Source organism: Paraburkholderia eburnea, from assembly GCF_002917095.1.
Lineage (GTDB): Bacteria > Pseudomonadota > Gammaproteobacteria > Burkholderiales > Burkholderiaceae > Paraburkholderia > Paraburkholderia eburnea.
In genome coordinates, this window is the sequence record NZ_PQGA01000018.1 from 1 (window position 1) to 12,629 (window position 12,629).

At 60.8% G+C, this 12,629-nt stretch carries 11 protein-coding genes; 7 read left to right on the plus strand and 4 right to left on the minus strand.

Features of this window, described 5'->3' with window-relative positions:
- The 3 genes from catA to B0G62_RS24315 all read left to right on the plus strand — a co-directional run.
- On the plus strand, window positions 1-849 hold an 849-nt coding region (catA, locus tag B0G62_RS24305), incomplete at its 5' end, for a catechol 1,2-dioxygenase (RefSeq protein WP_103706766.1).
- A gap of 57 nt (window positions 850-906) precedes the next feature.
- Entirely contained in the window at window positions 907-2,166 is a 1,260-nt protein-coding gene (locus B0G62_RS24310) for a GTPase (protein ID WP_103706767.1), read from the plus strand.
- 2 nt (window positions 2,167-2,168) lie between these two features.
- The gene (locus B0G62_RS24315) at window positions 2,169-3,743 is read left to right on the plus strand and encodes a dynamin family protein (protein WP_244193362.1); all 1,575 of its coding nucleotides are present in this window, start codon (window positions 2,169-2,171) and stop codon (window positions 3,741-3,743) included.
- A 70-nt stretch (window positions 3,744-3,813) separates the two neighbouring features.
- Here B0G62_RS24315 and B0G62_RS24320 read toward each other — a convergent pair whose 3' ends face one another.
- A complete protein-coding gene (locus B0G62_RS24320) occupies window positions 3,814-5,214 on the minus strand; it encodes a spinster family MFS transporter (protein WP_103706769.1) in 1,401 nt (466 codons plus the stop codon).
- Between the two features lie 351 nt (window positions 5,215-5,565).
- Between B0G62_RS24320 and B0G62_RS24325 the strand changes: the two genes are divergently transcribed.
- The gene (locus B0G62_RS24325; protein WP_103706881.1) at window positions 5,566-6,678 is read left to right on the plus strand and encodes a porin; all 1,113 of its coding nucleotides are present in this window, start codon (window positions 5,566-5,568) and stop codon (window positions 6,676-6,678) included.
- On the opposite strand, the gene B0G62_RS24330 is transcribed toward B0G62_RS24325, so the two are convergent.
- On the minus strand, window positions 6,675-7,742 hold the full coding sequence (locus B0G62_RS24330) for a LysR family transcriptional regulator (protein WP_103706770.1): 1,068 nt from the start codon (window positions 7,740-7,742) through the stop codon (window positions 6,675-6,677). The two genes, B0G62_RS24325 and B0G62_RS24330, sit on opposite strands and share 4 nt — an antisense overlap.
- Entirely contained in the window at window positions 7,739-8,719 is a 981-nt protein-coding gene (locus B0G62_RS24335; RefSeq protein ID WP_103706771.1) for an AraC-like ligand-binding domain-containing protein, read from the minus strand. The genes B0G62_RS24330 and B0G62_RS24335 overlap by 4 nt, the downstream gene beginning before the upstream one ends.
- Window positions 8,720-8,956: 237 nt before the next feature.
- On the opposite strand from B0G62_RS24335, the gene B0G62_RS24340 reads away from it, so the two are divergent.
- Window positions 8,957-10,069, plus strand: coding sequence for an NAD/NADP-dependent octopine/nopaline dehydrogenase family protein (locus B0G62_RS24340; RefSeq protein WP_103706772.1), 1,113 nt, complete (start codon window positions 8,957-8,959; stop codon window positions 10,067-10,069).
- Window positions 10,066-11,091 (plus strand): 3-hydroxybutyryl-CoA dehydrogenase, encoded by a 1,026-nt coding sequence (locus tag B0G62_RS24345; protein WP_279629765.1) that lies wholly within the window; start codon window positions 10,066-10,068, stop codon window positions 11,089-11,091. Before B0G62_RS24340 ends, B0G62_RS24345 begins: the two co-directional genes overlap by 4 nt.
- 65 nt (window positions 11,092-11,156) lie before the next feature.
- On the opposite strand, the gene hpaC is transcribed toward B0G62_RS24345, so the two are convergent.
- Window positions 11,157-11,690: a 4-hydroxyphenylacetate 3-monooxygenase, reductase component gene (gene hpaC, locus B0G62_RS24350; RefSeq protein ID WP_103706773.1), complete on the minus strand. Its 534-nt coding sequence runs from the start codon at window positions 11,688-11,690 to the stop codon at window positions 11,157-11,159.
- A gap of 297 nt (window positions 11,691-11,987) precedes the next feature.
- Here hpaC and B0G62_RS24355 point away from each other — a divergent pair, with 297 nt between their 5' ends.
- Window positions 11,988-12,623 (plus strand): response regulator transcription factor, encoded by a 636-nt coding sequence (locus B0G62_RS24355; protein ID WP_103706774.1) that lies wholly within the window; start codon window positions 11,988-11,990, stop codon window positions 12,621-12,623.
- Window positions 12,624-12,629 lie beyond the last annotated feature (6 nt).

Below are 12,629 nucleotides of genomic sequence, written 5' to 3' on the forward strand. Positions count from 1 at the left end.
TTCCAGCAGATCGTTTATCGCCTGCTGGGCGATCTGTTCAAGGCGATCGACGATCTCGACATCACGCCCGATGAAATCTGGGCCGGCGTCAATTACCTGAACAAGCTGGGCCAGGATGGCGAAGCGGCGCTGCTTGCAGCGGGCCTCGGTCTGGAAAAATACCTCGATATCCGCATGGATGCGGAAGACAAGGCCGTGGGTCTGGACGGCGGCACGCCGCGTACCATCGAAGGCCCGTTGTACGTGGCGGGCGCGCCCGTGCGCGAAGGCGTGAGTAAAATCGACATCAACGCCGATGCAGATGCTGGCCCGCTCGTGATTCACGGCACCGTGACAGGGGCGGACGGAAAACCCGTTGCGAATGCCGTGGTCGAATGCTGGCACGCCAATTCGAAAGGCTTTTATTCGCACTTCGATCCAACCGGTGCGCAAACCGATTTCAACCTGCGCGGCGCGGTCAAGACGGGTGCTGACGGCACCTACGAATTCCGTACGCTCATGCCCGTGGGCTACGGCTGCCCGCCGCATGGCGCGACGCAGCAACTGCTCAACAGCCTGGGCCGTCACGGCAATCGCCCGGCGCATGTACACTTCTTCGTCACCAGTGACAGCCATCGCAAGCTCACGACGCAGTTCAATATCGAAGGCGATCCGCTGATCTGGGATGATTTTGCCTACGCCACGCGCGAGGAACTGATCCCGCACGTCGTCGAGAAAACCGGCGGCGCGGAGCTCGGCCTCAAGGACGATGCATACAGGTCGATCGAATTCAATGTCACGCTCACGCCGTTCGTTCAAGGCAAGGACAATCAGATCGTCAATCGTCTGCGCGCTGCGGCTACGGCTTGACGCTTGAAGAGACGGCGGCGTGCGCATGACACGCCGTCGTTCGAACATGAGGAGACAATGGTGTCCAGCGACCTGCGCGGGCAAGCCGCGCGCGAGATTCATGCTGTACTGCCCGATCGCGCCGACGATCTGGCGCGGCTGCAACTGATCGCCGATGGCGGCGTGCCCGTCGTCACGGTGGTCGGCAAATACAATCACGGCAAAAGCAGCCTGCTGAACGAATTGCTCGGTCAGCAGGCCTTTGCCGTTTCGGACAAGCGCGAAACCGTGGTGCTTGCGCACAGCGTTCAACAGGGCGTGCGCTGGCTCGACGCGCCGGGCCTCGATGCCGATGTGGGCAGCGAGGATGACCGTCATGCGTTCGAAGCCGTATGGCTGCACGCGGATATCCGCCTGTTCGTGCACGCAGCGAAGGAGGGCGAACTCGATGCACGTGAGCGTGCATTGCTTGCCGATCTGCTCGACGATGACGAACGCAGTGCACGGCAGACTTTCTTCGTGCTCACGCAAGCCGATCAACTTGCTGATGACGAAGAACTTGATTGGGTTCACGCGGCACTGGCGGCACAATGCAAGGAAGTGGTGTGGCGTGCCGTTTCCTCCACGCGCCATCGTAAGGGACAGGAAGGCGGCAAGTCGCTGCTCGTGGAAAGAAGCGGTATTCCCGCTCTGCTGGCGTCGGTGCGCAACGCGCTCGATCGTGTGCCTCAGGCGCGGGCGCATGAAGCTGCGCGACTGTCGGATGGAATCCGTGCGGCGTTGAGCGAGCATCGCGCCGCACAAGCGGCATTGCTGGACACGCTGCGCGCGTCTCAACAGCGACAGCGTGCGGATTTCGATCGCGGCCTGAAAGTCGTAATCGGGAAGGCGGGCGTCGATATCGAAGCCATGTTGAACGCGCTCGGCACCGATCACGCCATCGTGCCGGACAGCGCGAAAGACCGATATGCGAGCACGGCGGGCAAGCGCGAACGCGCACACCTCCAGATCGCGTATTCGCGCGCCTGCATTGCCATAGACGGCTTTCTGGCGGGTCACGGCATCATCGAATTGCCGTCGGAACAACGCACCGCCGCGAGCAGCATCAATTCAGTGATGATTGCCGTGCTGGGAATTTCGGTGAAATTTCGCAAGGACCTGCGCAGAATGTTTTGCGAAGCGCCGGGCCGTGAGCGCATGCAGCGCGACTTTACCCACTACTACGAGTTATCCGTTGGCCGCAAGGCACTCTCGCAACGCATTATCGATGTGGACGCGGCGTTATCGGCAGCGGACAGCGCCCTTGATGCACTCAATACTCTGATTGCCAGTACATGAAAATGGACGTGAGCGACGAACAGCGCTTCATTGCTGAAATCGATGCGTTCGAATTTGGCGAGCGAAATGTCGGAGACGTGCTGGAAGCGCTTGAGGTGTGGCTCGATAATCTGCGCGGAAGTCTCCAGTCGCACCGATTCTGTACGGACGGTTTGCACGGTCACAGCACGCTTGCGCGTGAGGCTGTGGGGATCGACGCCGTGCTGCACACTCATGCGCGCGCGTGCGCGCAACCTTGGGCGTCGCTCGAAGCGGTGCAGTTTCTCTCGGACCTATTCGACCAGCGAGTCATGTTGCTCGTGTTCGGCAAGTTCAACGCGGGAAAAAGCGCATTCTGCAATTTCATCGCCGGGCGTTTTGTAGCGCAAGGCAAGACGGTGCGTTATTTTCACGTCGAAGCCGGACGCGTCGTGGAGACATCGGCAGCCTTCGAGGAAGGCGCGACGGAAACGACGGCTCGTTTGCAAGGCGTGTGTCTCGGCGACAAGCTCGTGCTGATCGATACGCCGGGACTGCATTCGGTCGTGCCGGAGAACGCCGCGCTTACCCAGCGCTTCATCGAAAGCGCCGATGGGGTGATCTGGCTGACGAGTTCGACCTCGCCGGGCCAGGTGCAGGAACTCGACGATCTAAGCCGCGAGCTTCATCGTAACAAGCCTCTGCTGCCGGTCGTGACGCGCAGCGACGAATACGAGGAAGATGAAGTCGATGGCGAGTTTGTCAGGCGCTTGTGCAACAAGTCCGAAGCACGACGCGCGCTACAGGAAGCCGATGTGCAGACGCGCGCACAGCAGAAGCTCGCCGCGATGGGCGTAACTGGCGCGTTGTTAAAGCCGCCGGTATCCGTGTCAGTGCATATGGCGCGTGTGAAGGGAGCGACGCCGCCCGGTATGCGCGAGGCGGGTTTTGAGCGCCTCTTCACGGCACTGCTTGAGATATCCGGCCCGGCGCTCGACTACAAGCGGCGCAAGCGCGCGGAAATCGCCCTGCATCATCTGGAGGAAAATGTGCTGGATACGCTGCATGCCAGCGTGTTTCCTTTGCTGGCGAAAACGCGTGCGTCCGCACAGCATACCGTAAATAAAATTGAAGCGCAGCAGACGCTATTGATCGACGCTATCTGCCAGCGTGTTTTGGCGGTTTTGCCGGAAATTCTCGATTCGCACGCAAGTGAACGCGATGTGACTGGAGTCACTCGCGCCGTCACTGGCGCGATTGATGAGGCTTTTCCTTGTTGCGTGCGCGAGTTCTTCTCCGACTACGATGTCTCTCACGAAAAAGGGCTGACGGTTCTGGATCTGGACGTCAGCGCTGGCTTCGAGGATATCGCGATTGAAATGGGCGACTCGGAGACTTGCGCGCGTGAAGTCGTTGGCGTGGGCTATCGGCGGCTTCATGGCGCTTTGAAACAAGCCGTTCACGCGGCCGTACGCAAGCTCTCACGCGAAGTGGCGAGTCAGGCGCGTGCTTCGATCAATCAATTGATCGTGCAGGCGGATCAGTTGCACGACACCTTGATCCAGCCGAAGGCGCAACTGACAGAACTAAAAATCCAGATACGTACGCGCGTGATGTAAGCGCTAATCCCTGTTTGATGCACAAAAAAGCGCCGTCAAAACACGGCGCTTTCCTTTCTGAATTGTCGACTTACTGCGTTATTGCACCGAGCTTCGCGGTGTCGACAACTCGATCCTTGGCTCTATCCGCTCCGGTTTGCTCGCGCGCAAGCGAGTTACGGTAATGCCGGCAGCCGACACCGAGCAGCACGACTGCCAGCGACGCCGCGCAGCCATTCACGATCGACACCGAATGTCCAACGGCAAGCGGTGAAGCAAAAACCTTATCGGTGAACAGTGCAACGATCGTTGTGCCCAGTCCCAGAGCGAGCAGATTTTGAACCAGCAGGAACAGCGCTGAAATCTGCGCACGAAGCTGATTCGGCGCGAGTGTCTGCATCGCGGCGGTGGAAGTCGGCATCGGGAACGACGCGAAGAACATCGCAACGACCAGCACGGCAAGCGAGCCGTGAAGATCGGGGATCTGCGTGAACAGTGCAGCCGGCACGAGCATGCACGCAGCGCCAATGCAACTTGCGCGCATCGGCGCGTCCTGATAGCCGCGCCTCAGCAACCAGTCGTTGAACCAGCCGCCACAAAACACCCCGGCGGTATTCGCCACCAGCAGCACCGTGCCGAGCGTGTAACCCGCCTGGACGGGCGTAAGGCCGAAATGGCGAATATAGAACGCGGGCGTCCAGCTCATCAGCGAGAACAAGGTCATCGCGTAGAAAGAGAAACCGAAGTAGTGACAGCCGAACGTGGCGCGATGCCGGAACACAAAGCGCAGGGCATCCGCAGTCGTCATCCGCGCGGCGGTGCCGCTGCCATCCTGCGCGAGTCCCTTGCGTTGCGGATCGCGCACGGTGAGCAGCACCAGCAGCGCGACGACAAGGCCGGGCAGGCCTACGATGAAGAACGTCATTTGCCACGGATGAATCTGCCCGAACAGCGGCACTGCGAACGCGGACGCGTGCTTGAGTAGCGCAATCACATAACCGCCGACGAGAAACGCCACACCGCCGCCGATAAACGAGCCGAGCGAATACACCGCAATCGCGCGCCCCAGTTTTTCCTTCGAGAAATAGTCCGCGAGCATCGAATAGGCGGCGGGTGAAAGCGCGGCCTCGCCGACACCCACGGCCATGCGCGAAACAAACATCTGCACGAAGTTCTGGCTGACCCCGCATGCAGCCGTTGCGACGCTCCAGATCGCGATGCCCACGGAAATCAGGCGCGGCCGTGCATGGCGATCGGCGAGAAAGGCAATCGGCAGTCCCATGAAGGCATAAAACAAAGAGAATGCGAAGCCGCTAAGCAGGCTGAATTGCGTATCGCTAAGCATCAGGTCGCGTTTGATCGGTTCGATCATGAGCACGAGCACCTGGCGATCGATAAAGGAAAACACATACGCGAGCATGCAGACGATCACGACATACCACGCGTAGGCGTTGGCTCGGCCGGGACGAGCGGCGGCCGCAGTAGTGTTCATACGATTTCTCCAAGGGGACTTTAAGGTGTCCGCTGCGGCGAGGCACGCGAACGGTATAGGCAAACGACAGCAATGTATCCAGCCAAAATCCCATTACAAATGGGGAGTGCCACTCGATCGATAGTGAGTTTCCCCCGGCAGGGTAAAGAAAACACCCATAGGAGCATCAATGAAACGCGTGCAAGTGCTTGTGGGAAAGGGATTCGCGTCAATCTGCGTATGGTGTCTATAAGCGTTATAGAGAGCGTTTAATCGACCCGGTAATTTGGTCTTCTTAGACTCGCTACGCAATGCAGATAAATGCCAGCCGGTTCGGTGGCGATGATTTCGGATCATTCAATAAAGACACAGATGAAACCTCACTCTCTCCAACGCATTTCGCGCGTGGCATGCGGCGCAGCTTTTCTTCTTCCAGCCGTCGCCCTCGCGCAATCGAGCATTACCCTGTATGGTCGCATCGACACCTCGCTCGAATATACGAACTTCGGCCCGAACCATGTTGTACGCATGGGAACTGGCAATCTGTTCGCGACCGAATGGGGCATGAAGGGGATCGAAGATCTCGGCGGTGGCTACGCGGCGATTTTCAAGCTCGAGAATGGATTTAACTCGGCGAATGGTGCTTTTTCGAACAACGGCGCAATGTTTGGCCGCGAGGCTTGGGTGGGCCTCACGAGCCCTTACGGAGGGATGCAGCTTGGCGAGCTTTATACGATTCTGCACACCGTGCTGGTCACCTACGCGCTGCCGGGTTATGGCGCGGGTCTCGAATGGGGCAATGCAACCAATAACTTCGTCGGGCCCGCTTATCTGCGCGTACACAACGCCGTGCGTCTGACTTCGGCGCAATGGAATGGCTTCATGCTGCGCGCCATCGCGGCGCGTGGCGCCAACGGCGCGAATGGTCAGCCGGCGACGCTCGGCGACAGTTATGGCGCGGGCCTCAATTACGCGCGTGGCCCGGTGTCGTTGGACGTCGCGTGGATGGAACAGAAATTCAGCCCGGTCGCGGCGGCCTCTCTGAATACGGAAAGTCCCACGGCGCAGGGAAATTATCTGGTGGCGGGTGCGTCGTATGATTTTGGCTGGGCCAAACTCGCAGGATTGTATTTGCGTCACCGCGGCGGCCCTGACGTACAGACGGCTGTCGATTCGCTGAGCGCCTATCCGCATCACGACGTCTACGAAATCGACGCCACGGTGCCGCTCGGGCGTGCGAAGCTGCTCGCCAGCTACGGCCACTATCGCAAGACCGGCGACAGCGACGGCAACGCCGACTCTTACGCGCTGCGCTTAGACTATCCGCTATCGAAGCGCACGGTGCTCTACGCGGGCGCGGCGATGGTGCGTAACGGCAGCCAGGCAGCTTTCACGATCAACGGTGCGGGCGGCGGCGGCGTGGCGGTGGCGAAGGCCGGCGCCACGGCGAGTTCGCTCGTGGCGGGCATGCTCGTATCGTTCTAGTCGTCCAGGTCGCTCACGTCGCCAGCATCGCCAACATTGGTGCACGGCGACGCGAGCCACGTATCGAATGGCTCGCGCTCGCCGATGCCGAATAGTTCCACCAGCAGCGCGCGCAGCCAGCGATGGCCCGGATCGACATCGAAACGCCTGTGCCAGTAGGCGTTCACGCTCCAGCTTGGCGCATCGGCGATTTCGTGGATCGCGCAGGGGTGCTGCGCCGCGAAGCTGAGCGCGATGGTGCGCGGCACGATGGCCGCATAATCGGCGCCTCGCAGAAGCGAAGGCAGCACAAGAAAATCCGGCAGCGACGCACGCACACGAGGCATGAGTTCGTGGCGCTCCAGCAGCGTCATTGACTGCGGATGTGACATCACGGCGACAAGACGCAGGCCAGCGGGCGCCCGCGCGTCGAGCACGAAGTCGTGTACCAGACCGAGCCGGCGATTCGCGGCTTCGGAGAGAATCAGCACGCAGCGTTCGCTCAGCAATTCCGTACGCTGAAAATGTTCGGAGGCCTGATTGAAATGGCCGATTGCGAAATCGATTTTTCCCGCTTCCAATGCGATATTGAGCTGTTGCTCATCCAGATGCAGCGTTTCCACGACGGCGCCAGGAGCACGCGCGTCCAGCGCCCCCAGTAACGTGGGCAAGCAGGCGCTCGCCGCGAAATCGTTCATATGCAGGCGAAACACGCGCTGGGTCGTCTCGGGCGTGAAGCTCGCGCCATCGTCCAGCACGTCCTGAAGGATCGCGAGCGCCTTGTCGACCGAGGCCGCGAGACGCCGAGCGCGCGGTGTCGGCTCCACGCCAAGTCCCGTTCGCACGAACAATGCGTCGCGAAACATGAGGCGCAGCCGCCCCAATGCGTAGCTGACCGAAGGCTGCGTCACGCCCAGGCTCAACGCCGCGCGTCCCACATGTTTTTCCTGATATACGGCGCGGAACGTCTTCAGCAGATTGAGGTCGAGATCCTGCACGCGTAGCGCGGCGGAATGCGACGGCGATACGCCCGATACGCCCGATGGGCTGGATGCAGATGTGGCCTCGTTGGTAGCGTGGCTCATGCGATGCGTCCGCGCGTGACCGAAGGTGCGTGACCGTAGCGGCGCACATAGGCCTTGGTGAAATGCCCAAAGCTCTGCACGCCGCAGGCAAGCATCGTTTGCGCGACGCTGGCCTGTGGTTCCCGCGTGAGCCTGGCGTGCACGGCTTCGAGCCGCCGTTCGCGTACATAGGCAGCGGGCGACTGGCCGACGAATTGTGCAAAGCCATTCTGCAAGGTGCGTGGCGAGACGCCCGCCACGCGCGCTAGAACGGCGAGCGTGAGCGGTGTGTCGAGATGCGCGTCGATATGGTCGCGCGCGCGGCGCACATGGGCGGGCAAGGGCGTGCGCGTGTCGCAGCGCATGAGCGCGTCGCTATACGAGTGCGGAAGCTGCGTGAGCAGCATCGTCATGAGCCATTGCGTGAGATCGCCGCCAAACAGCGTTGCGGTGCTCGCACCATCGCATTGTGCGTGCATCCGATGCAGATGGCCTAGCGTCTCGCGCACGACGCCGGCGCCGCGATGCGCGGCATTCACGCTCATTTCAAAGCGCAATGGCGCGCGCGGCGTCGCTTGCAGCAGGTCCGCGAGCTTGTGTTCCAGTGCGTTGCGCTCGATGCGCAGCAACAGGCTGCGGCAGTCGCTGCTCGTTTCAATGCGACTCGCTCGAGCGGGCGATGAGACGCTGATCGCGCCCCGCGTGACCGCCGCATGTTCCCGACCGGAACTTAATTCGCACGCGCCCGCGAGCGTGAGGCGAAACAGGAATTGCCCCGCATTACCCGCGAAATCGATACGCGTTGCACGTCCATAGCTCAGTTCCGCGAGGCCGCCATGTGCGAGGGCGACGTCGTAAAGCTCGGCGTTTAGCGGCTCACGTCCCTGCGCTTGCATGCTGTGCGGGCCAAGCAGACGCGCGACCGTGCGTTCGACATCGGCGCGCGCATGCGTGGCGTGAAGCAGATTGGCGTTCATGCGGGATATCGCGGAAGTCATGGACTGGTCTCTTCGATTCGTTGTGCTAGTGGGTTCAATGATCGGCGAGAAAAAAAGCGTTCGCAACCAGGGCTTGCCGGATTTTTACCGAAGTTGCGCGAATTGAAGCGACATGGCAGCGAGTGGCGCGTAATTTCATTCCCGTCAGCGCGCGAATTGGGACGGTTGTATTTCCCCGGTTCGCGTGCCCCATTCATGCAATCGAGGCGCTGGATGCGCGAAACAGGAGAAATAACAATGAAAGTCTGCGTTCTGGGTGGTGGGCATGGATGCCACGCTGCGGCTATCGACATGCTTGAAAAAGGGCATGAAGTGAGCTGGTGGCGGCGCGATCGCGAAGCCGCGAAAAAGCTGGGCGCGCTCGGTGAGCTGGAAGTGCACGATTGGCGCGGCACCCGCCGCGTGCCGCTTGCGTCGGCGCGTACGCCCGGCGCGATTTGTATCGTCGATGATCTCGCTCACGCGGTGGACGGTGCGCAATTGATCGTGATTCCGCTGCCTGCCATCACGCACGCGCCGCTTGCCGCGCAACTGGCGCCGCTGTTGACGGACGGCCAGGTGCTCTACCTGCCGCCCGGCACTTTCGGCAGCATGGTGTTTGCCGATGCGCTCGCTGCCGCAGGCAATCGCAGCCGTGTAGCGATCGCCGAAACCGGCACACTTCCCTATCTGGTGCGTACGCACGGTGCGAATCGCGTCGTGATTAGCGCCTACGCAACGCGCCTGCCGACAGGGATATTTCCCGCGAACGCAGGAAACTGGGCTTTCGACATTCTCGAAAGCGCTTATCCGGCGATCGAGCCTATCGAGGATGCACTGTCCGGTGCGTTGATGAACGCCGGTCCCGTTATTCACCCGCCGCTTATTCTGATGAACGCAGGGCCGCTCGAACACTTCGAGAGCTGGGATATTCATAACGAAGGCACGCAGCCGTCGATTCGCCGCGTGACGAATGCGCTCGACGCCGAGCGTATGGGGGTACGCGAGGCGCTGGGTTATGGCGCGCCGCATTTCCCGCTCGCCGATCATTATGCGAGCGAAGGCGACGAATGGATGTATGGACGCGGCGCGCACGGCAAACTCACCGATAGCGGCGACTGGCGCGAAAAGATCGATTTGCAGACTCATCGCTATATGCTGGAGGACACGCGGCTCGGACTCTCTTTCATCGTTTCGTGTGGGCGTTATGCGGGTGTGCCGACGCCGGTTGCGCAGGGCCTGCTTTCTCTGGGAAGCGTGGTGACGGGACGAGACCTGTACGCGCAGGGCCGCACGCTGGAAGCCTTGGGGCTTGCGTCATTGCCGCGAACGGAATTGCGCGCGCTGCTCCATAGCGGGGTGCGCACGTGAGCGCGGCACACGTGGCGCACGTGGCACAAGGCATCGAACGCGTACATACAGTGGGCGCGGGACGTATGGGCCAGGGCATCGCGCTGGCCCTCGCGTTCGCGGGGTTGCGCGCGACGCTGGTGGATTTCAAGGTGCGAACGAGCGCGGAGCACGATGCGTTTGTGCAGAAGTCGCGCGAGTCGATCGCGGATCAATTGAAATCGCTCACCGCGTTGGGACGTTTGACTGCCGATCAGGCGGGGCGAGTGCTGGCGCGCATCGAATTCGTCAGCCGTGAAAATGGCGCGGCGGCATTGCGCGAGGCGACGCTGGTATTCGAGGCCGTGCCCGAAGTGCTGGACGTCAAAGCCGAAGCATTGCGGTGGATGGAAAGCACGATCGGCGAGCGCGCCGTCATTGCTTCGACTACCTCGACATTCCTGGTCACGCAATTGCAGGCGTTCAGCGCGCGCCCAGGGCGAATCATCAACGCGCATTGGCTCAATCCCGCGCACCTGATTCCGCTCGTTGAAGTCAGCCGCAGCGACGCGACTGACGCCGATGCCGTCGCGCTCACGACGGAATTGCTCATGCGCATCGGGAAGCGGCCGATTGTCTGCACGCCATCCGCGGGCTATATCGTGCCGCGCATTCAGGCGCTCGCGATGAACGAAGCGGCGCGCATGGTCGAAGAGGGCGTGGCAAGCGCGGAGGACATCGACACGGCAATACGCACGGGATTCGGGCTGCGCTTCGCGGTGCTGGGGCTGCTCGAATTCATCGATTGGGGCGGTTGCGATATTCTCTTCTACGCTTCGCACTATCTCGCGCGGGAAATTGCGCCGCGCTTCGAACCGGCGCAGGCCGTCATCGACAATATGGAGCAAGGCCGCGACGGTCTGCGGACACGCAAGGGATTCTACGATTACGCCGATGTCGATGTGGCCGATTACGTGCATCGGAGGGTGCAATCGTTCGGCGCGCTGCTCGATCATCTGGGTCTTGCACCGGAATTCGACGGTGCATTACACAAGCGCGCTTGACACCCTGAAGCGCGCGACAGGAAAGCGCCCGTATGGGCGCTTTTTTCGTGCCGTCTATCGAGCAATCAAGCCGCCGCCGGGCGCGCAATCCGATGGAAATTCCGGCTGAAGTAAACCAGCCCGTCTCCGTCGCTACGCACGCGTATGCGGGTGGCTTCCACAAACATAACCGAATGCGACCCGACTTCCTTCATCTCCACGATGTTGCCCTCGATGCTCGCAAGCGCGTCGCGCAGAACGGGCACATCGGAATCTCCCTCGGCCCAGCCCGGCAGGGCGAAGCGCTCATCCATCGGCAGCTTCGTGATGCCCGCAAAATGTTTCGCCAGGTCTTCGTGCTCGCCGGGCAGCACGTTAATGCAGACGCGCCGGTTGCCCTCGAACGTCGAATGCATCGCGCTCGATCTGTTCAGGCAAACCAGCACCGTGGGCGGCGTGTCGGTGACGGAGCAGACTGCGCTGGCCGTGATACCGCAGCGGCCGAAAGGTCCATCTGTCGTGATCACATTGACAGCCGCCGGGAGGTGCGCCATGGCTTGCCGGAAGTTGGCGCGTGGGTCATCGTCGGGCGTGGGTACGTTGCGGGATGTTTGGGGCATACGTCGGTTCCGGAAACAGGTGTGAGCGATGCATTCAGATTAGGGCACGCGAATTTTGAAATGTATCGGCACGAATGCCTGCGCCATAAGCGCTTGCACGCATCGATCTAAAGATTTCTTCAGCGTGGCGCGCCGCTCATGGCAAGCATCACCTAAGCGCAATACCTGGTTTGCTGGCAGATTTTGATCGGATACGATAGTGCAGCAGCGGGAGGTATTTTCTACGCCTGCAACGCAATTGTCGGATGTGTCAGTCACGCGGGTCGAAGCCGCATTAAATTTTTGTGGAGAGAGCGGATGACGGTCCCTGCTCAGGTCGTTTATATCGTGGACGACGATAGTGGCATGCGTACCTCGCTGGCGTGGCTGCTCGACTCGGTGGGAATTCAATCGCAGGGGTTCGGCAGCGCGGCGGAATTTCTCGCCGCATTCGATGCAAAGATCCCGGCGTGTTTGATTCTCGACGTTCGCATGCCCGAGCGTAGTGGCTTTGATGTCCAGTTCGAATTGAACCGTCGCGGTGCAACGTTGCCGATTATTTTTGTGAGTGGACACGGCGATATCCCTATGTCGGTTCGCGCGATGCAGAACGGCGCGATCGATTTCGTGGAAAAGCCCTATAACTCACAGCAGATGCTGGACCGGGTCCAGCGCGCGCTCAAGATTGCGGGCCAGCGTCATGTTGTCGGGATGAAGCGCAGTGAACTGCGGCAGAGAATCGAGTCGTTGACGGCTCGCGAGAAAGAGGTATTGCACGGCGTGATCGATGGAAAGGGCAGCAAGCGGATCGCCGCCGATCTGTCGATCAGTGTGAAGACGGTCGATGTGCATCGCGCGAGCATCAAGGATAAACTCGGGGCCGAGTCGATTGCGATGCTCGTGCGCGACGTGGTCGCTGTGTGGAATCCGGACGAAGGCGATCAGAAGGTTTAATCGAAG